Origin of the sequence: Janthinobacterium sp. GW458P (assembly GCF_002127585.1) — a bacterium.
Lineage (GTDB): Bacteria > Pseudomonadota > Gammaproteobacteria > Burkholderiales > Burkholderiaceae_D > Janthinobacterium.
The window spans coordinates 1-20,119 of record NZ_NEGZ01000002.1; the positions used below are offsets into that span (position 1 = coordinate 1).

Here is a 20,119-nt window from a genome sequence, read left to right on the forward strand (position 1 = left end):
GGCAGGGGCGGCAGGCGCGGCGCCGGAGCCGGCGGAGCTGCTGCGCGCGCTGCGCTGCACGTAGGCGTTCGCCAGCGACAGGGCCTGGTCGGCCTTCACGGCATCGCTGACCATGCCCGACAGGATCAGGGTGTCGCCTGCCACGGTGATGTGGATATTCTTTTCATTCGGCAGCAATTCGCTCATGCGCGCCTGCAGGCTGCTGCTGTCGATGCCGACGGCCAGGTCGATGATGGTGGCGTCGTTGTTCTTGTTCCACAGGATCAGGTTGGTCGTGCCGACGGAGCGTCCCAGCAGGTAGACTTCGCTGGGGTTGAGCAGGATCACGTCGGCGATGCGCGGGTCGCCGACGGACATGCGGCTGGCCGCAAACGGCAGGCGCATCAGGGTCGACTTGCCTTCGGCCAGGCTCATTTGCGGCGCCATCTCGGTACGTCCGGCCCGCGATTCGCTTTGCGGCGGCGTGGCCTTGGGACGGGCGGCGGCGCGGCTGCTCCTGGCGGCGCCGGCTTCGGCGGCAACGGCGGTGGCGGTAGCGGCGACTGGTTCGCTGTGCGCCTGGGGCGCCAGGGCGCCGATCATGGCGAGGGCAAGCGCCAGGCTCAGTACCCGGCTTCCGCTTGCTGTGCAATTTGTGCTCATGGCATGACTCCTCTGGTGCAGGTTAGAATTGTTGGGAGCTGCGTTCCAGCCCCTTGATGACATCGATGCGGGGGCCGGCCTGCGGCGCTGGCGCGGCGACAGGACGGCGGCGTGGCGCCGGTTTGGCTTGCACCATGGCGGCGGGGGCCGCGGCGGCGACTTTTTCGTCGAGCAAGCTGGTCTTGGTGGCGCCATCCGTGTTGACGGGCTTGTCCTCGACCTGGTTGCGCAGCACCAGCGACAGGGTGCCCACGCTGCGCGCCAGGTCGAGTTTTTCCGCCTGCTCCGGCGTCAGTTCCAGGGTCACGGCGTTGACCACCTTGGGCTTGGTGTCGTCGCGGTTCGATTCCTGGGCGATGGCCAGCACGAGTATGCGTTCGAGCACGATCTTGGAAATGTTCGGATCGCGGTCCGGCGTCTTGCGGGCGCCTTCGCCCTGGGTGTTGACGAGGATGTCGACGAAGTTGCCGGGCAGGGCGAAGCCGGCCACGCCTACCACATCATTGACGCGCACGGTCATGGCGCGCTTGCCTTCGGCGACGACGGCGGACAGGCCGCCCTGGGTGCCCGGAGGCGCCAGCTTGCCTTCCATGATCGGTTCGCCATGCTGGATGCTGGTGCGCGTGACGCGCGTTTCCAGCAGTTTCGGATCGTTGATGGCGCCAGGCGGCAGCGCATTCGACGGCCAGTCCACCATGCGTACCATGTCGGGCGTGATGCGTGCCCCCAGGCTGATGTCGACCTGGGCCACGGCCACCTTGTTGATGTTGCCCGAGGCTTGGGCATTGATCCAGCGCGCGGCCACGATGACCGCGGCGAACGCCAGGATGACCGCAATGGCCATCATCGTCAGAGCGCGTGCGTTTCTCATTTTGCTTCCCCTTTGTGCTGGACCGCTGCCGGTCCGGTGTGTGTGCTTGCAAGGTCGTCATCGCTGCCGAAATAGTTTTCCCATGCCCAGAACAGGACTTCCGGGGACAGGCGTGCCGGGTGGTCTTCATAACGTGCCTGGTCGCAGACCTGCGCGAGGATGTCGCGCGGATAGCAGGCCAGCAGGGGCCGCTTGTAGAGGCTGTGCAGGTGCAGCAGATAGGTGTACGAGGCTTCGTCGTAATTGATGCCCAGCTGTGCGCAGGTGTTGCGGAACACGGCCAGGTAGTGGTAGGCGCTCAACGGACCCACATGGATCTTGTAGCCGATGCGGCGCAGGAAGGAGTCGTCGGCCAGCTGCTGCGGCGCCAGATTCGACGAAAACACCACGATCACGTCGAAGGGCACGGGGAATTTGTAGCCCGTGTGCAGCGACAGGTAATCGATGTGGCGCGCCATCGGCACGATCCAGCGGTTCATCAATTCCACCGGCGAGCAGCGCTGGCGGCCCAGGTCGTCGATGATGAAGATGCCGTTGTTGGCCTTCAGGTGCGGCGGCGCCTGGTACAGGCGGGCGCCCTGGTCGAATTGCAGGTCCAGCATGTCGAGCGTCAGTTCGCCGCCCGTCAGCACGGCGGGGCGCTGCGTGCGCACCCAGCGCGGGTCGGACGGTACGGAGCCCTTGTTCGACAGGGTGTGCAGCATGGGGTCGAGGAAGGGCAGGACTTCGCCGTCGACCATCACGGCATGCGGCAGGGCGATGGCGCCGCTGAGCAGGCCGTTCAGGCGCTCGGCCAGATAGCTCTTGCCGCTGCCGGCCGGGCCGTGGAAGAACAGGGCGCGTCCGGAGTTCATGGCCGCGCCCAGCTGGTCGAGCACCGCCGAACTGGCCACCACGTCGCGAAATTCGCGCAGCACGTCGTCGCGGGTGACATGCATGTGCGCCACGCTTTGCGCCAGCACCTGGTTGCTGTAGTCGGCCAGGGTGACGGGGGCGGGCCCGCTGTAGGCATTGCGGCGCATGTACTCGGCGGCGCGCAGGCGGCCCTGGTCGCCCAGCTGGTAGTACAGGTCGGCGTCGGTGCCGCTGCTGCCGTTGCGGCGCGCTTCGCACAGCTTTTCGGCACGCATGAAGGCGAGCAGCGGTTCGAGCACGCCGGCGCCCAGCTTCACGTGGGTCGACAACGCCGGCAGGCCAACCTGGCCGCGCAGGAAGAGTATTTTGACCAGCAGTTCGACCAGGAACAGGAACGGCAGTCCCGTTTCCTCGACCGTGCGTGGCGCGCGCCTGGCCGCCGGCTCGATGCCGCCGCCGTCGCTGCGTTCTGGGTAGGTGTCAGGCATGATGTGTACTCCTCTTGCTCGGATGGACGGATATCAGAAAATGAAGGGCAGCAGGCGGTACTTCACCTGGCGCATGTAGACGCGGTAGCGCACGTCGGTGGCCAGGAAGCGCTCTTCGCGCAGCAGGCGCGCCACCAGCATCGAGATCGTCGCGACATAGGTCACGGTATTGGCGGCCGAGGTATTGGCCAGCAGGTAGCCGCTCAGGGAAATCAGGTAGCTGGCATACAGCGGATGGCGGATGACGCGGTAGACGCCGCCCGTCTTGATGTCGCGCTGCGCCGCGACCAGGCCGAAGCTGCGGTTCAGCGACAGCAGGCCGGCGATCTGCAGCAGGCTGCCGACGGCCAGCAGGTAACGCGCGCCGGGCCAGATGGCCATGTCGGATGGCGCGAAGAGGAAGGGGGCGAAGGTGGCGCCGATGGCCAGCAGCCAGTCGCCCGCATCGGTGGAGACGCTGACGGGGGCCGAGCGCACGATGAAGAACAGGGCTGCCAGGGTTTCGGCGGCGCAGAACAGCAGATAGCTCCAGTCGCCGCTGTGCAGGTAGCCCACCACGTGGGCAGTGGCAAAGATCGTCCACAGGCCGGCCATGGTGATGCTGGTGAGCAGGCTGGCGCGTCGGGAGTGGCACAGGGTGGCGAGGGTATCCATGATCATGTCCTTTAGTGGGGGTGACCGGAGCGGCGCTTGTCAGCGCAAGCTCCACAGGTGCGTGTAATGCAGGAGTATCTGCAAGCCGGTGCCGCTGGCGATGGCAAAGGCGTAGGCCAGCTTGCCGGTCGCCGCCGGCGGCTCGGCGATCGTGGCGGCGCCGCCGGCCAGGCTGTGCAGCAGCGCGCCCAGCATCATGTGATAGGTGTTCTTCAGCACCTGGCGCAGTCGCTGGCCGGCCAGCGCGGCGGCCAGCGCCAGTACGCCGCCGCACAGGAAGGTCAGCAGGGCCGCTTCCAGCACGGCATCGGGGCCGAGGAAGGCGCCGCACATGGCCATCAGCTTGACGTCGCCGGCACCCAGGGCACGCAGCAGATACATGGGCAGCAGCAGGGCCAGTCCGGCGCCGGCGCCGGCCAGCGCCTGCAGCAGGCCCAGGCCGCCGAACGGGGTGTCGAACAGGCCGGCGCCGGACGGCACGAAGCTGTTCAGGACCAGTCCCGCCAGCGTGCCCCACAGCACCAGCCGGTTGGGGATGCGGCGCGTGCGCAGGTCGTGCCACAGCGCGGCGGCGAGCAGGGTGGCCAGCACGGCCAGGCACAGCAGCATGGGGAGGGGGGCGTTCATGATGTGAGCCCTCCCTTGCTCATGCAGGGCACCGTGGCCATGCTCACTGCGGGCGCCGCCGCCCGGCTGCCCAGCATGCGTCCCACCAGGCGCCATACCAGCGCGGCGCCGGCCGCGCCCACATAGCCGTCAACGGCGTAGTGCCAGCCCAGGTGGATGGAGCCGAGCAGGATCAGCACGGCGAAGGCGGACAGGGCGATCCCGGTGGCGCGGTTGACCCGCCAGCCCATCATGGCCATCAGCACGGCCGTGGCCACATGCATGCTGGGCATGGCGGAGATGCCCAGATCGCCGTTCGCTCCCTTGCTTTGATAGCCTTGCCACAGCATGTCCTGCACCTGCAGGGCCCAGACAGGGATGTGCTGGTTGGCTTCATGCAGGTAGGCCATCAGCGGCGCATACGGGTCGCTGCTGTGCAGGTGGCCGTAGTAGCAGGGGCCGACGGAGGCGAACAGCACGGCCATGATGCTGCCCAGCACGATCCAGGTCAGTGCAAAGCTGAGCAGGAACTGCATGCGCAGCAGCGGACGGCGGGTATCGAGGATGAGCCAGTACAGCACGGCGTAGAACAGGAAAAACCAGAAATGGTAGGAAAAGTTCAGCAGGGCCGTCACCAGCGGATGGCCCAGCAGCGGCTGCAGCCTTTCCCATGGGGCCACGCCGCCATGCAGGGCCATGTCCCAGCCGGACAGGGTGGCATCCCAGGTATAGGGGTGCAGGCGCGGGATGGCGGCCTTGAAGACGGTAAAGCTCGACGCGAAGATGGGAATCAGCAGCATGGCCGGCAGCGCGTGCAGCAGGCGCTCGTTGCTCAGGTAGCGGCGCAGGTCATGGTACAGGTAGTGGCACAGGCGGTGCGGGCGCTGCACCACCATGACGCGAATGGTGTAGCCGCACAGGATGAAGACGGGACCCGTGAGGATGGCGACGAGGAAGCCGGCCAGCACGTTGAGGATGTCCGATGGGCTGGGCAGGCTGCCGGCCAGCACGGTGGCCGCGGCGGCGTACAGCAGCACGATCAGCAGCAGGGCGCGGTGGGTGCGCAGCGAGGCGCGCAGGGTGTTCATGACAGGGCCAGGACCACTTGGTCCTTGACGTAGACAAACAGCAGCTTGACCTGGTCGCCGACCAGGGTGATCGTGATTACCAGCACTGCCGCGATCAGGCCCGCCAGCAGCGCGTATTCGATCGCTGTGACTGCCGACTCGTCGGATAAACGGCTGAAGAAAGATTTCACGATGGGCCTCGCTATGCGTTCGTCAAGGTGGGCGTGCCGGGGAATGCGGGGAAAAGTTGTCCGGGCCGCGCCTGGGCCGGCCCGGACAGTACCGCCTCAATTCGCGGCGGTGAGCTTGGTACCGATGGTGCTGAAGGTCTTTTTCAGCTGCGTGCCGACGATGGTGACGGCGGCGATGATCACGACGGCAATCAGGGCAGCGATCAGGCCGTATTCAATTGCGGTGACGCCATCTTCTTCGCGGATAAAGTTTTTGATGAGGTTCATGACAACTCCTGGTGGTGGTTGAACTACTACGGTGGATAAAACGGTTTGGCAACGTTGCTTGCGGGTGCGTCGGTCTGGCCGCTTCATGGGCTTTCTCCGAGTGCCAGCAGCCCGATGATGCACACCACAGCCATGAGTGCCGCCACCAGGGCATAGCGATAGAACGCAGCCTTTTCCTTGCCCTGTAAATAGGTGATCAGGGCTGTCGGAAGAAACTTGTCAAAACGCATGCTGTACTCCGTATCGTGGTGGGCTGCGGCGGTGATCTGCACTCCGGTAGTTCCACTATAGAAGTTGGCGTTTTGATCTACATCAGAAGAACCTCCTTTTATTGCAAGGAGGAACTGCTTGTTTTTTTCGTGACAATTGTCATGGTTGAGTTTGGCGCGCGCGGGCACGGGCGTGCCGGTGGCTGGCGCGGGGGAGGCGGGGAGGGAAGGCGCGGCCTGGCAGCGGCCGTGCGGGGGAGCAGCGGCGTCAGGCGCCGGGCGGCAGTTCGCCCAGGTGGTGCTTGGTGGCGTAGGCGTACAGTTCCAGGCGGTTGTACACGCCCAGCTTGCGGTAGATCGAGGTCAGGTGATTGCGCAAGGTATGTTCAGAGATGAACAACTGGTCGGCCAGCAGCTTGGCGGGCGTGCCGCTGCCGTGCACCAGGGCGGCGATGATCTTTCTTTCCTTCAGCGTCAGGCTGGCCACGGCGACGGCCTGCGCCGAGCCGCCGCCGGGCTGGGTCAGCTGCGTGAGCATGCGTCCCAGCATCGCGTGCTCTAGCCACAGCTCGCCGTGATACACCTTTTCGATGGCCTTGAGTACCATGTCCGCCGGGGCATCCTTGCTGACGATGCCGCGCGCGCCCTTGAGCACCGTCTGGTCCAGGATGGCCTGGTCATGGCTGGCCGTCAGCACCAGGATGCGCGTGCTGCCGCACTGCGCCAGCGCCGGCAGGATGGCCAGCGAGCTGATGCCGCCCAGGTCCAGGTCCAGCACGATCACGTCGGGCTGCAGCGCCTTGGCCAGCTCCAGCGCCTCGGCGCTGTCGGAGGCCGTGGCCACCACGCGCATGCCCGAATGCTCGCCGCCGATCAGCCGTTCCAGGCCCCACAGCATGGTCTTGTGGTCGTCCACCAGCATGACGCTGATGACGTGGCTGGGCGATGGCATGTGGCGGCTGTCATTCATATGGGAATCTCGATCTGGACGGAAGTGTTGCCCAGAAGGCTGTGGGTGACGCGGGCGGTGCCGCCCAGGGCGGCGGCCCGTTCGGCCAGCGAATCGGGCAGGAAATCGGGTACGTGCGCGGCCGCGCATTCGTTGTCGATGCTGATGTGCAGCGCCCCCTGCGCGCAGGTCAGCTTGACGGCGCCGTGGCGCGCCGACGTATGCTTGCGGATATTGCTCATGCCCTCGTTGACGATCTGGAATACCTCGGCGGCCAGGCGGTCATTGATATGCAGGTCGCCTTCGATATGCAGGGTGATGTCGATGCCGAAGAATTCGCGGATCTGCGTGGCCTGGCGGCGCAGCGCGACGAGCAGCTCCGGTTCGCTTTGCACCTGGCCGTTCTTGAACGTGCGCGCATAGCTGCGCAGGTCGGTGATCACCTGGCCCGACATGAGGATCAGCTTTTCCAGCTCCGGCAGCAGCGGATTGCCGGGCGTGGCTTCGTTGCGCAGGGCGGCCAGGCCGTGGCGCAGTCCGATGTATGGCTGGACGGCCGTGTCGTGCAGGTCGCGCGCGATCTTTTCCCGTTCGCGCGAGGCCGCTTGCGACGCCAGGCGGTCGAGCAGATCGATGTTTTCAATGACGGGAAACGCCTGCGCGCCGATATGGCTGAGGAACAGGGCGTCGGTCTTGCTCATGCTGGTGGCGGACACGACAAAGATGCGCCCCTTGCCGTTGCGCAAGGGAAGCGGCGCGCTGATGAAGGCGTGTGCCTCGAGCAGTTCGGCCAGGCGGGCGCCCGCCGCATCGTCATGGCGCAGCCAGCGCCCGTTGTCCGGGTCTTGCATGCGCGCCCCGCCTGACCAGGGCAGCCAGAGTCCGGCGGGCTGGTTGTACAGTGCAATCTTGTCATGCGGAAAGGTGAGCAAGGGGCTGGCCGCATCGTCGCTGAGGAGGGAACTGGTGTGCATGACGCCCGTTGCCGTTTGCAGCACGCTGCGCAGCGACCAGCCCCGCGTGCCCTTGTCCTGCATGATCAGCAGGCAGCTGCTGCCGTTGAAGTAGCTGCGCGTTTTCTCCAGCACCGAGGTGATGGTCTGGTCGACGCCGAAGCGGGGATTGGACAGCTGGCTGACATCGCGCAGCAGGGCCAGGTGGCTGCGCTGCGTGATGGCCGAGCCGCCCCAGTAGGCGATCATGTAGCCGAGCGCCAGCAGGAAGGTGGTGCGCAGCAGCAGGCGCGACAGTTCCGCATCCGATTCGCCGAACAGGGCCGTGGCGGCGAACAGGCCGGCCGAGGCCAGGGTCACGCGGGCGCCTTCCTCGAAGCCCCGCTGGAACGAGGAGGTCAGGATGGCAAAGAAAAAGAACAGGAAGAATAGATTGTTGTGGCTGCTGCTGGAAAACACGATCAGCGCATACCAGGCCACGTCCAGCCAGTACAGCAGTATATCGTGCGGCAAGCTCACGCCCAGCACCGCCAGCACGTAGAGCAGCAGGCTGTGCATGGTATAGGCGGAAAAGATCAGCCAGGTGATCTTGCTCAGTTTGCCTGCGCTTTCGGGATCGATGAACAGGGTCAGCAGGGTGGCGCTCGACAGCAGCAGGCGCATGCCATTGACCATGGTCGTATCCATGCCGGCGCCGGGCAAACCGGATCTGATGGGCGGGTCGAGGTTCACATGCGCTCCTGGCCCTGTCCCGCATGGTTTGGCCATGCGCAGGGATAGATACCACGGATAAATTCTTGTTGTTTTTGCTGCAATCAGCTATGAGTCTACGCACCCGCCGGAAAGATGTCTACTGGAATTCTTTGCGGCGCGTTGCATTTTCTACAGCGGCTGCACCATCACGCGGTTGCGCCCGGCGCGCTTTGCCAGGTACAGGGCACGGTCGGCGGCGCCGATCAGGTCGGGCGTTTCCAGCGCTTGATGCGGCTGCTGCGTGGCGATGCCGATGCTGACCGTAATGTGCTTGAGCGCATTGCCCGTTTTGGCATGCGGAATGCACAAGTCGGCCGCGCGCTGGCGGATCGCCTCGGCCATCCGCAGCGCCTGCGTGGCCTCCGTGTCGGGCAGGATGGCGGCAAATTCCTCGCCGCCATAGCGCGCCAGCAGGTCGGTGGGGCGCTGCAGCATGGCCGCCAGCTCGGCCGCCACGCGGATCAGGCAGCCGTCGCCCTGCTGGTGGCCGTAATGGTCGTTGTAATCCTTGAAATGGTCGATGTCGATCATCAGCAGCGACAGGGGGCTGCCGGTGCGCATGGCGCGCCGCATTTCCTTCTCGATGGCGACGTCGAAATGGCGCCGGTTGGCGATGCCCGTCAAGCCGTCGGAGAAGGTTTGCGAGCGCAAGACCATGGTTTGTTCGCGTAGCAGCTTTTCGCGGCCCACGGCGATGGTGACATCATTGATCTGGATCAGGCAGTGGCGCGGCGAAGCGGGTAAATTGATCGGTGTGACGGCGATCGCCTGCTGCATGCGTTCCTGGCCTTCGGCTATGCCGGCGGCCGCAGCGTGCGTGTACAGCGCAAACGGCGCCTTGTGCAGGGTTTGCGACAGCAGCGACTGGAAATTGTCGCGCAAGGCCTGGGTGATGGCGGAATCGATGCGCTTGTGCCGCAGTTCCGGATAAACGCTGAAGAAATCCTGGCCCAGCACCGCTTCGGGCGGCAGGGCCGAGTGGCGCGCCATCCAGCTGTTCCACAGCACGATGCGGTGCTGCTCGTCGAGCACGATGGCGCCCAGATTGATGGCGCCGATGATGCTTTCGAGCAGGGCGAGTCGATGTAAGGCATCCGGCATGATCTTCACGCCTGTCCCAGGACCTTGGCCAGATAGTGGCTGACCTGCTGTTTCAGGTCATGCAAGGCGGACAGGTCGAGCACGAAGGCGACATAACCATGGATCTGGTGCTTGGCCAGCACGAAGTCGATATGCAGCATCAGCACGACGGCCTCGTCGTCATTGCCGCCGAACGACGAGAGTATCTCCGCGCTGGTGCCCACGTGGTACAGCGGCAAGGAGCCATGCAGTTCGCTGTCGAACAGGTTGGCCAACGTCCCTACGCAGGAATTGAGGATGATATTGCCGATTTCGCTCATCGCTTCCTGTTCCATCTCCGTCAGCTCCTGCAGCGGCATGGCGTCGCCCACCATCAGGCGGACGATTTCCAGGCTCTTGTCTTCTGGGAACATCAGGATGGCTTCGGTGGCGAAGGCACCATCGTAGTGCTGGCTGACGCCGCAGATGCGTTCGCCATCCTTCTTGCTGCCCAGCAGGGCGGCAGCATCGGCACGGTTCAGGAAGGTGATGGAAGGCACCGACATGGTGACTTCCTCATTGACGATTTCGCTCATCGCGGCGGCGGCGTGGCCCACCCCGATATTGAATATCTCTACCAGGGCGTCGTTCTCGAGTTCGGAGAGATTGACCATGCTCACAATCCCAGGGAGTCGATCAGCTGATGAATGCGCGTTTCCGTGATCGGCTTTTCCATGAAGCCGACACCGAGTTCGCTGGCGCGGTTGCGGATGGCGTTTTGCACATTCGCCGTGACGAGAATAATGTGCGTCTGCGGACACAGCACACGCAGTTGCTCCGCTGCCGCCACACCGCCCATGCCGGGCATGTTGACATCCAGTAATATCAGGACAGGGCTGACGGTCTTGACTTTTTCCAGGGCTTCTTCACCCGTCGCCGCCTCAATTACTTGCCAGTCGGCATGTTTGCTGAGGATGAACTGATGCGACATCAAACGTGAAACCCGGCTGTCATCGACAACAAGTACCTGTTTACTGTGATTCATTTGCGATTCCTGAAACGTCATATCTGTCAATCGTTCCATTTTCGCATATTTTAACGGGCATAGAGAGTAATTGGACGCGGGATTGCCCTAGGGCAAGGTATTTGCACTTGCCTGTTGTGGCAAATCGCCTGGTCGGTCATCATGGCCGGCTGGCAGGGCTGACAATCCGTTAAAATAGCGCCATTCCTCACTTTAGCCCTCAATGCCATGACCCAAGACGAATTGAAGCAAGCCGTAGCCCGCGCCGCCATTAACTATGTAGTCGATGGTGAAATCATCGGCGTCGGCACCGGTTCCACCGCCAACTTTTTCATCGATGAGCTGGCCAAGATCAAGGACCGCATCAAGGGGACGGTAGCGTCGTCCGAAGCGACGGCGGCCCGCCTTGCCGGTCACGGCATTCCCGTCTTCAGCTTGAACGACGTCGCATCGATCGCCGTGTATATTGATGGCGCCGATGAAATCACGGCCAGCGGCGCCATGATCAAGGGCGGCGGCGCGGCATTGACGCGCGAAAAGATTGTTGCTTCCGTCGCGAAACAGTTCGTCTGCATCGCCGACGGCTCCAAGCTGGTGGACACGCTGGGCGCCTTCCCGCTGCCGGTGGAAGTGGTGCCGATGGCGCGCGCCGCCGTCTCGCGCCAGCTGGCCGCGCTGGGCGGCACGCCCCGTTTGCGCCTGAAGGCCGGCAGCACGGAAGCGTTCATTACGGATAACGGCGGCGAGATCATCGACGTCGTGGGCTTGAAAATTGCCGATCCGGTGGCGCTGGAACAGCAGATCAACCAGATCGTCGGCGTTATCGCCGTCGGCCTGTTCGCCGTGCGCGGCGCCAACGTTTGCCTGCTGGGCACGCCGGAAGGCGTGCGTACGCTGGCCTACTAAGACGATCGCCGGCGTTCGCCGGCGTTTGCATCTGACCTACACGGCGGCCCCTTGCGGGCCGCTTGTCATGTGCGCCTGGCGGTACACGGCCACGGTGCGCAGCAAGCCACCGAGGAAGATGCCGCTGAAGCCACCATAGGCGAGGCAGACGGGCATGATGAAGCCGCTCGCGTGGGCGTAGGCCGGCGCGATGGCCAGGGTCACGGCGACCGCATATTTCATGCAAAAAATACCCAGCATCAGGATCAACGGCGCCCAGCTGCCGGGGCGCTGCACGCTGCCCCGTTCGGGAATGGCGACGATGGTGTCTGTCTTGGTCAGCGACCATGCCAGCGCCGCGCCGGCCAGTGCCCCGGCGCTCCAGGCGAATGGCGCCACGCCGGCCAAGCCGAAACTGCCATGCACGCCGCTCAGGGACAGGGCCAGCATGACCAGGGGAATGATGCACAGCTTGCGCAAGCGCACTTCGCGCGCGCGGCTGGCCAGCACGCCGCGGTACACGAGAAAGCCCAGGATGGCCCAGACATACAGGGGAGTGTGGCTGAAGATTTGCTGCAACATGGTGTCCGCCTTGGAATGAGGTTGTCGATGGACGTACTGTGCCTGCCAGCGGCGCGAGCGGCGAGCGGGGTGCGACGAAACGGGGAGGCGCTGGCTTGAAACGGGGCGTCGGTGCCGTGAAACGGCGGGGGAGGGCGTGAAACGCAGGTGAAACTGCCCGCGGCGCGGCGGCCACGGGCGGGAGCAGTGAAAAACTTACTCGGTGGGTGGAACGTAGCCCATGGCCGCATCGGCGCCATCGCCGAAGAAATGCTTTTCCATCTGCGTGGCCAGGTATTTGCGGGCGCGCGCGTCGGCCAGGTTCAAACGGTTTTCATTGACCAGCATGGTCTGGTGCTTGAGCCAGGCCGCCCAGGCTTCTTTCGACACCGATTCGTAAATCTTCTTGCCCAGTTCGCCCGGGTACGGCGGGAAATCCAGTCCTTCGGCTTCCTTGTTGAGTTTGATGCAGTGGATCGTGCGGGCCATCTGTGCTCCTGAATCAGTGTAGAGATAAAGCGTGATTATAAGGCACTTTGCGCCTGCCCTCGCGGGGCCGTCGCGGCCCGGCCACGCGCCGTTTGCCGCGCCCTTGCGCTGGATCAAATTTGATCTGTGCCGCCCTAGCTAGTAAGATGCCTGATCGCGCCAGCCGCTGGCGGCGCCTCTTCCCAGCAAGTAGTAACAATTAACCAATATGGAATCCCTATGACCTCAGTGAAAGTCCATGGCATCGACGTCAGCAATACTGGCAGCTTCGCGCTGTTTGGCGGCATCAACGTGCTCGAATCGCGTGATCTCGCCATGCGCGCCTGCGAAGAATATGTGCGCGTCACGCAAAAACTGGGCATTCCCTATGTGTTCAAGGCCAGCTTCGACAAGGCCAACCGTTCTTCCATCCATTCCTACCGGGGACCGGGCCTGGAAGAAGGCATGCGCATCTTCCAGGACGTGAAAGCGGCGTTCGGCGTGCCCGTGATTACCGATGTGCATGAACCTTGGCAGGCGCAGCAGGTGGCCGAAGTGGTGGACGTGCTGCAATTGCCCGCCTTCCTGGCGCGCCAGACGGACCTCGTCGTGGCCCTGGCCAAGACCGGCAAGGTGATCAACATCAAGAAGCCGCAATTCCTCAGCCCTGGCCAGATGGCCAATATCGTCGAGAAATTCAAGGAAGCGGGCAACGACCAGTTGATCCTGTGCGACCGCGGCACCTGCCTCGGCTATGACAACCTGGTGGTCGACATGCTGGGCTTTGGCGTCATGAAGAAGACCTGCGACAACCTGCCCATCATCTTTGACGTCACGCACGCCCTGCAGCAGCGCGATCCCGGCGGCGCCGCCTCGGGCGGCCGCCGCCAGCAGGTGGCGGACCTGGCCCGCGCCGGCCTGGCCGTCGGCATCGCCGGCCTGTTCCTGGAAGCCCACCCGGACCCCGACAACGCCCGCTGCGACGGCCCCAGCGCCTTGCCGCTGGATCAGCTGGAACCGTTCCTGGCGCAATTGAAGGCGCTCGATGATCTGGTCAAGTCGTTCGCGCCGCTGAATATCAAGTAACTAGTCACTTGTTGCTGTTTGCCGCGCGTTCTGTGAGCAAAAACACCACCGGTTCCGGTGGTGTTTTTTTTTGCCTGCAGCGGCAGCGGACGCTGTTGTTTGGCATGCGTGTTGTGTTAACGCCCGATGGGGAGAATTTGTCGAAATTGCTTACTTGCAGCATTTTATAATGCCATTAATTGCTTTTGCCGAAAAGTCCTGGCAAGCCCGGTGTCATCACGTCAGATCGGAACATCATATGAATCGAATTCATCGCACGGTATGGAACCGCCGCCGCAACGCAGTCATGGTCGTGGCAGAACATGCCGGCAGCGGGGGCAAGCGCTCCGGCACGACGGGGGCGCTGCTGGCCAGCGTGCTGAGCGGCGTGATGCTGGGCGGCGCGGCGCAGGCGGCGGACCTTGCCGCCACGGCCTTGCCCAGCGGCGCCGTGGTGACGGCGGGACAGGCGCATGTCGGCCAGCAGGGCGCGGCCATGACCGTGACCCAGGCCAGCGGCAAGGCGGCCATCGAGTGGAACAGTTTTTCGATCGGCAAGGATGCCAGGGTCAATTTCGTGCAGCCGAATGCCGCTGCCGTGACCTTGAACCGGGTCCGGGGAAATGAAGGCTCGGTCATCGACGGCGCGCTGAACGCGAATGGCCAGGTGTTCATTTTGAATCCGAATGGCGTGCTGTTCGGCAAGGGCGCCAGAGTCGATACGGCGGGCCTGGTAGCGAGCACGCTCAATCTCGGCGATGCCGATTTTCTGGCAGGCAAGACCAGTTTCACCGGCAAGGGCGGCGCCGTCCGCAATCTGGGCAGTCTGAACGCCAGGGATGGCGGCTACATCGCGTTATTGGGCGCGCAAGTGCGCAATGACGGCGTGATCAGCGCCAGGCTGGGGACGGTGGCGTTGGCGGCCGGCAACAAGGTCAGCCTGACTTTCGACGGCGGCGCGCTGGTGGGCGTGGCCGTCGATGAGGCGGCGCTGGCCGCGCTGGTCGCCAATGGCAACGCCGTGCACGCCGATGGCGGCCTGGTGGTGCTGACGGCGAAAGGCGCCGACGGCCTGTTGAATACCGTCGTCAACAACACGGGCGAAGTGCGCGCGCGCACCATCAACGAGCGCGGCGGGCGGATTTTCCTGCTGGGCGAAGGCGGCGCCGTGGAAGTGGCCGGCAAGCTCGATGCCAGCGCGCCGCAGGGCGGCAATGGCGGCTTCATCGAAACGTCGGGGCCGGTGCTGCGCGTGGCTGACGGCACGCGCGTCGACAGCAGCGCCGTTGCGGGCCGCAGCGGCTCCTGGCTGATCGATCCCACCGATTTCACGATCGGCAGCGGCAGCGCCGCGCAAGGCGCGAGCGGCATCGGCGTCTATACCCTGCAAGCGGCGCTGGCTGCCGGCAATGTCACGATCCAGACGCAAGCGGCCGGCAGCGAAGCGGGCGATATCCACGTCAACGCGCCGCTGGCCTGGAACGCCAACCAGCTGACCCTGGAAGCGCATGGCGACATCAATGTCAACGCCGTCATGAGCGCCACCGGCAGTTCGACCTTGAACCTGAAGACAGGCTACAACTTCAATCCCGGCAGCCCGACGTTTAACACGAGCAAGAATGTGCTGGTGGGTATCGATGACGCCGGCGTCTTCAAGGGCCGCATCGATGTCGACCGCGCCGGTACGGGGTTGCTGACGATCAATAACATCGGCTATACCCTGATCAATGCGCTGGGCAGCGCCGGCAGCACCAGCAGCCTCGATTTGCAGGGCATCAACGGCGGCGCCGGCGGCCACTATGCACTGGCCGGCAATATCGACGCCAGCGCCACCAGCGGCTGGAACGGCGGCGCCGGCTTCGCTCCCTTATCCCTCTCCGGCGTGTTCGACGGCCTGGGTCATACCGTCAGCGGCTTGCGCATCACCCAGCCGTCCGGCACGTATGTTGGCCTGTTTGGCAGCAACAACGGGCGGGTGCGCAACGTGGCGATGTCGAATGCGGTGGTCAGCGCCAATCAGGGCGTGGGGGCGTTGATCGGATTGAACATGGGCAGCGTCTACAATAGCTATGCCGCGGGCAGCGTGACGGGGCCGGGCGGTTATGTGGGCGGCCTGATCGGTGCGATCTTCGATGGCACGCTCACCCGCCTGCATTTCGACGGCACGGTCAATTCGCAGGGCAATAACGTCGGCGGGCTGGCCGGTTACCTGGCGTACCACATCACCCTGGCCAACAGCTATGCCAACGCCACGGTGACGAATACGGCCGGCATCTGGACTGGCGGCCTGGTCGGGCAAAACGATTACGGCTACATCGTCAACAGCCATGCCGGCGGCATCGTCAATGGCAAGGGCGACACGGGCGGCCTGGTCGGCAATAACAATAGCGGCAGAGTCACCGGCAGCTACGCCACCGCCACCGTGACCGGCACCGCCAATACGGGCGGCCTGGTCGGCAAAAACGATAACGGCAAGGTCAGCGGCAGCTACGCCAGCGGCGCCGTCACCGGCACGAGCACGGTGGGCGGCTTGATCGGCCTCAGTAACGCCGCCGGCGGCACCGCCACGCCGGATAATGAAGTCAATACCAGTTATGCGAGCGGTACCGTCAACGCCAGCGGCGACAATGTGGGCGGCCTGATTGGCTTAAATTATGGCAACAACGTCGTCAATACCTATTCCCGCAGCGCCGTCAGTACCAGCGGCAATTATGTGGGCGGTTTGATCGGCAACAACCTGGGCACCGTCGACAAGAGCTACTCGACCGGCCTCGTGAGCAGCCCGGGCGCGGGCGTGGGCGGTTTGATGGGCGTCAGCATCGGCGGCGTCAGCAACAGTTTCTGGGACACGCAAACCAGCGGGCAGAACAGCAGTGGCGACGGCACGGGCAAGACCACGGCGCAAATGAAAGATAGCAATACATTTATCACCAGCAACTGGGATTTCACCTTCCACAGCGGGGTATGGGGACGCAAGGCAACGCTCAATGACGGCTATCCCGTCTTGCGCACGTTTGGCTACGTCGACCCGATCACCATCACGCTGAATAACCCGGCCCTGTCGAAAACCTATGGCGGGGCCAATCCGGTCCTGGCAGGCGGCTGGACGGTGAGCGGCTGCGACAACAACCTGGCGTGCGTGAGCGGCGTCGACTGGAGTGCGGCCTTGCTGCCCACGACCTCCGTCGGCACGCTCAATTACGGCGCCAGCCTGTTCACGCCGACCCTGGGCGCCGGCTATGGCAAGCTGAGCGATTATGACATCACCTACAGCATGGGCGCCCTGTCGATCACGCCGGCCGTGCTGACCATTGCCGGCATCGGCGCCGCCAACAAGACGTATGACCGCACGAACGCGGCCAGCATCAACGCCGGCACCCTGGTGGGCCTGGTCAATGGCGAAAACCTGTCGCTGTCGGCCAGCGGCACCTTCGACAGCGCCAACGCCGGCGCCCGCACGGTGGCGGCCAGCTTGCTGGTGGGTGACGGCAGCGGCGCCAACGCGGGCCTGGCCAGCAATTACATGTTGTCCACGCCGACCGTCAATTTGGCGGCGACCATCCATGCGCTGGAAGTGCATCTTGCCGGCCTGGGCAGCAAGGAATACGATGCGACCAGCAAGCTCAACGCCAGTTTGCTGCAGATCACGAATGTGCTCGCTGGCGACGCCGTCAACCTGAGCGGCACGGCGACCCTGGCGTCGCGCAACGCCGGCACGCAGGCGCTGGCCGGCTATGCGGACTTGATCCTGGACAATAGCAATTACACATTCTCGTCTGCCAGTCTGGGCGCCAGCGTGCTGGTGACGCCGCGCGCGCTCAGCGTGAATGCGGCTGGCGGCGCCACGCGCCGCTACGACGGCAGCGTGAATGCGGGCGCCGGCCTGCTGAACCTGGGCGGCGTGCTGGCGGGCGATACTGCCAGCCTGCGCGGCAACGCGGTGCTGGCAGGCAAGGATGTCGGTGCGCAAGCCATTACCGGCCTGGGTACCTTGAGCCTGGACAATGGCAACTACATGCTGGACGGTGCGCTGCCTGCCGGCAGCGTGGCCATCACGGCCCTGCCCATCAATGTGGCGGCAGTCACAGGCGCAAGCCGGGCGTTTGACGATACCGCGGATGCGGCCGCCAATTTGCTGGCCTTGAACGGCGTGCTGGCCGGCGACAGCGCCGTCCTGGGCGGCAAGGCGACGCTGTCTTCCAAGGAGGCGGGCAAGCAATCCATCGTCGGCTTGTCGGGCTTGACTGTGTCCAACAGCAATTACACGCTGGCCGGCGCGAATGCCAGCGGCACCGTGGAGATCCTCCCGCTGGAGCCGGAAACGCCGGAAGCGTCCAGGGCGAGCCTGGCCAGCACCATAGGCGAGGTCTCCCGCACCAGCGTCCCCGGCAAGCGCGAGGTCTTGCGCGATGCCGGCCTGTCGTTGCAAAGTGAGTTGATCCCGTTCGTAGCCGTTGCGCCCACCGTGAATAGCAGCGCCGTGCCGCTGGGCGCCGCCTTTGGCGCGAATGCGCCGCTGAGCGTGCTGTACAGCCCCGGCGCGAACGAGACGAGCGAAAGTCTTACCCTGGCGCAAACCCAGCGCCTGCTGCAGCCAGCCGGCGCCCAAGGCAATGGCGGATCGCAGCCATTGCGCTTGCCCGTCAGCCGCAATTCCCTGATGGAGATCGTCAATGGCGGCGTCAAGCTGCCCGATGGCGTGGACCAGTTGCTGTTTGTCGTGAAGGCCCAATAATGAGCATGCTTATCCGTACCGCCATCGTCTCCACCGCCCGCCGGGCGGCAGGCCAACGCACGGCCATGTCGCTGGCGCTGGGCCTGGCCCTGGGCGCGACCGCCATGGCGCAGGCCCAGCAGGTACCGACCATCGGCGACGTCGTGCGCCAGAGCCAGCCGGTGCCGCCGCCGGTGACGCCGCCGCCGTCCCTGCCTGCGCTGGGCGGCGTGCCGGCCGCGCCACCGCTGCAGGCCTTGAGCGGCGATGCCGCCAGCAAGGTCAGGGTGACGCAGTTCGTGCTGGAGGGCAACCACGCCATCGACAGCGCCACCCTGCTGGCGCTGCTGCAGCCGCAGCTGGGCCAGATGCTGACCCTGGCCCAGCTCGAAGAGATGGCCACCCGTATCACGCGCCATTACCGCGCCAGCGGCTACTTTGTGGCGCGCGCCTATATTCCGGCGCAGGAATTGACTGATGGCAAGTTGATCATTCGCGTGGTGGAGGGGCAATACGGAAAATTTATCCTCAGCAATACTTCGCGCGTGCACGATAGCGTCGTGCAAGGTTTGCTGGACCAGGCCAAGCGGCACGATGTCGTGTCGCTCGATACCCTGGAACGGGCAATGTTGATCATCAATGACACGCCTGGCGTCAAGGTGGTGCAGGCTGACGTGATGCCGGGCGAGCAGGTCGGCACCTCGGATTTCGCCATCCGCACCGAGGCCACGCCCGCCTGGGGCGGCTACGTGTTGCTGGATAACTATGGCTCTACGTACACGGGCAAGCAGCGCCTGCGTTTCAATGCCGACTGGAATTCGCCCAGCGGCCGCGGCGACCGCCTGTCGGCCAGCGGCATGGCCACGCGCAACAGTGGCTTGCTGAATGGCCGTCTTGGCTATTCGATGTTGCTGGGCACGGATGGCGCCCGCCTCGAAGGGGCGCTCAGCCGCACTACCTATGAACTCAGCGACGTGTATGCCGCGCTTGACGCCTCCGGCAACGCCAACGGCGTGGACTTGCTCCTGAGTAAGCCGCTCAAGCGTACCCGCGAGCACACGGTGGAAGCGGGCCTGGGCGTGGCGTACAAGGATTTAAAGGATGAAATCGGTGCCACCCGCACCTCGGTGGGCAAGCAGTTGAGCAGCATCAGCGCCAGCATCGCGGACCGGCGTATGCATGCCCTGCTGGGCTGGGATGGCTTGAGCCAGAGCAGCGCCAGCCTGACGGTGGGGCGCCTGCACTTCAAGGAAGCGGCTGCCGAAGCGCTCGATGCGGCCGGTGCCGATACGCAGGGCGGCTATGCCAGGCTGAATCTGGCGGCGTCGCGCGTCAGCATGCTGCCGTCGCAATTCCTGCTGACCACCAGCGTCAAGGCGCAGGCGTCGCTGAACAATAAAAGCCTCGATGGCGTCGAGCGCATGAGCATTTCCGGCGACGGTGGCGTGGCCGCGTATCCGATCGGCGAACTCAGTGGCGACCATGCGGCGCTGCTGCGCGCCGAACTGGCCCGGCCGCTGGCGGGCGGCGGCACGGCGCAGCTGAGCGGCAGCATCTTTAGCGACTATGGCTGGGCCAGGTCGGTCGCCGCGCCGGCCGGCGTCGCCGCCTCGCGCAAGCTGGGCGATATCGGCCTGGGCCTGAGCGCCATGGCTGGCGGCATCCTGCTCAACCTGCAACTGGTGCACCGCACGGCGGGCGGCGTGCCGAGCAGCGAATCGGCATCGCGCACGCGCCTGCTGTTCCAGGCAGGCTGGGTAAGGTAAGCCATCGGCTGCCCTTGTCTGCAATGCAAAAAGCCTGGCAATGCCAGGCTTTTTGCGTTTTCAGTGATGCCG

At 64.6% G+C, this 20,119-nt stretch carries 20 protein-coding genes; 4 read left to right on the plus strand and 16 right to left on the minus strand.

Translation table 11 applies throughout. The annotated features are described in order from the left end of the window. The 14 genes from CBW50_RS02185 to CBW50_RS02250 form a co-directional block, all read right to left on the minus strand. Positions 1-642: pilus assembly protein N-terminal domain-containing protein (locus CBW50_RS02185; protein ID WP_253251895.1), on the minus strand; the 642-nt coding region annotated here is incomplete at its 3' end. Between the two features lie 22 nt (positions 643-664). After that, positions 665-1,513, minus strand: coding sequence for a Flp pilus assembly protein CpaB (cpaB, locus tag CBW50_RS02190; RefSeq protein WP_086144006.1), 849 nt, complete (start codon positions 1,511-1,513; stop codon positions 665-667). Then, on the minus strand, positions 1,510-2,856 hold the full coding sequence (locus CBW50_RS02195; protein WP_216356302.1) for an ATP-binding protein: 1,347 nt from the start codon (positions 2,854-2,856) through the stop codon (positions 1,510-1,512). Before CBW50_RS02195 ends, cpaB begins: the two co-directional genes overlap by 4 nt. A gap of 33 nt (positions 2,857-2,889) precedes the next feature. Beyond that, positions 2,890-3,510, minus strand: a complete 621-nt coding sequence (locus CBW50_RS02200; protein ID WP_157792386.1) for an isoprenylcysteine carboxylmethyltransferase family protein — start codon at positions 3,508-3,510, stop codon at positions 2,890-2,892. Positions 3,511-3,549: 39 nt separating this feature from the next. Next, on the minus strand, positions 3,550-4,137 hold the full coding sequence (locus CBW50_RS02205; RefSeq protein WP_216356303.1) for a prepilin peptidase: 588 nt from the start codon (positions 4,135-4,137) through the stop codon (positions 3,550-3,552). Beyond that, positions 4,134-5,204 (minus strand): phosphatase PAP2 family protein, encoded by a 1,071-nt coding sequence (locus CBW50_RS02210; protein ID WP_086144009.1) that lies wholly within the window; start codon positions 5,202-5,204, stop codon positions 4,134-4,136. The genes CBW50_RS02205 and CBW50_RS02210 overlap by 4 nt, the downstream gene beginning before the upstream one ends. Continuing rightward, positions 5,201-5,374, minus strand: a complete 174-nt coding sequence (locus tag CBW50_RS02215) for a Flp family type IVb pilin (protein ID WP_099375021.1) — start codon at positions 5,372-5,374, stop codon at positions 5,201-5,203. Before CBW50_RS02215 ends, CBW50_RS02210 begins: the two co-directional genes overlap by 4 nt. A gap of 96 nt (positions 5,375-5,470) precedes the next feature. After that, the gene (locus CBW50_RS02220; protein ID WP_076568067.1) at positions 5,471-5,641 is read right to left on the minus strand and encodes a Flp family type IVb pilin; all 171 of its coding nucleotides are present in this window, start codon (positions 5,639-5,641) and stop codon (positions 5,471-5,473) included. An 83-nt stretch (positions 5,642-5,724) separates the two neighbouring features. Continuing rightward, entirely contained in the window at positions 5,725-6,039 is a 315-nt protein-coding gene (locus CBW50_RS28605; RefSeq protein WP_139842378.1) for a hypothetical protein, read from the minus strand. Positions 6,040-6,118: 79 nt separating this feature from the next. Further along, entirely contained in the window at positions 6,119-6,820 is a 702-nt protein-coding gene (locus CBW50_RS02230) for a response regulator transcription factor (RefSeq protein ID WP_226935369.1), read from the minus strand. Beyond that, entirely contained in the window at positions 6,817-8,484 is a 1,668-nt protein-coding gene (locus CBW50_RS02235; protein ID WP_157792387.1) for a sensor histidine kinase, read from the minus strand. The genes CBW50_RS02230 and CBW50_RS02235 overlap by 4 nt, the downstream gene beginning before the upstream one ends. Before the next feature lie 150 nt (positions 8,485-8,634). Next, positions 8,635-9,606 carry a diguanylate cyclase gene (locus CBW50_RS02240; protein ID WP_086144210.1) on the minus strand — a complete coding sequence of 324 codons (972 nt, stop codon included), beginning with the start codon at positions 9,604-9,606 and terminating at the stop codon, positions 8,635-8,637. A 5-nt stretch (positions 9,607-9,611) separates the two neighbouring features. Beyond that, positions 9,612-10,238 (minus strand): chemotaxis protein CheC, encoded by a 627-nt coding sequence (locus CBW50_RS02245; protein WP_086144013.1) that lies wholly within the window; start codon positions 10,236-10,238, stop codon positions 9,612-9,614. Between the two features lie 2 nt (positions 10,239-10,240). After that, entirely contained in the window at positions 10,241-10,609 is a 369-nt protein-coding gene (locus tag CBW50_RS02250) for a response regulator (protein ID WP_086144211.1), read from the minus strand. A gap of 207 nt (positions 10,610-10,816) precedes the next feature. On the opposite strand from CBW50_RS02250, the gene rpiA reads away from it, so the two are divergent. After that, the gene (gene rpiA / locus CBW50_RS02255) at positions 10,817-11,494 is read left to right on the plus strand and encodes a ribose-5-phosphate isomerase RpiA (protein WP_086144014.1); all 678 of its coding nucleotides are present in this window, start codon (positions 10,817-10,819) and stop codon (positions 11,492-11,494) included. Between the two features lie 36 nt (positions 11,495-11,530). Here rpiA and CBW50_RS02260 read toward each other — a convergent pair whose 3' ends face one another. Further along, positions 11,531-12,055: a DUF6622 family protein gene (locus CBW50_RS02260; RefSeq protein ID WP_086144015.1), complete on the minus strand. Its 525-nt coding sequence runs from the start codon at positions 12,053-12,055 to the stop codon at positions 11,531-11,533. 195 nt (positions 12,056-12,250) lie between these two features. Continuing rightward, positions 12,251-12,523 carry an oxidative damage protection protein gene (locus tag CBW50_RS02265; RefSeq protein ID WP_034750797.1) on the minus strand — a complete coding sequence of 91 codons (273 nt, stop codon included), beginning with the start codon at positions 12,521-12,523 and terminating at the stop codon, positions 12,251-12,253. Between the two features lie 219 nt (positions 12,524-12,742). On the opposite strand from CBW50_RS02265, the gene kdsA reads away from it, so the two are divergent. From kdsA to CBW50_RS02280, 3 genes are all read left to right on the plus strand, one after another. Beyond that, on the plus strand, positions 12,743-13,588 hold the full coding sequence (gene kdsA / locus CBW50_RS02270; RefSeq protein WP_086144016.1) for a 3-deoxy-8-phosphooctulonate synthase: 846 nt from the start codon (positions 12,743-12,745) through the stop codon (positions 13,586-13,588). A 238-nt stretch (positions 13,589-13,826) separates the two neighbouring features. Further along, positions 13,827-18,302: a YDG domain-containing protein gene (locus CBW50_RS02275; RefSeq protein ID WP_172404653.1), complete on the plus strand. Its 4,476-nt coding sequence runs from the start codon at positions 13,827-13,829 to the stop codon at positions 18,300-18,302. Then, complete coding sequence (locus CBW50_RS02280; RefSeq protein ID WP_086144018.1) at positions 18,302-20,047, plus strand: ShlB/FhaC/HecB family hemolysin secretion/activation protein; 1,746 nt, start codon at positions 18,302-18,304, stop codon at positions 20,045-20,047. Before CBW50_RS02275 ends, CBW50_RS02280 begins: the two co-directional genes overlap by 1 nt. Positions 20,048-20,119 lie beyond the last annotated feature (72 nt).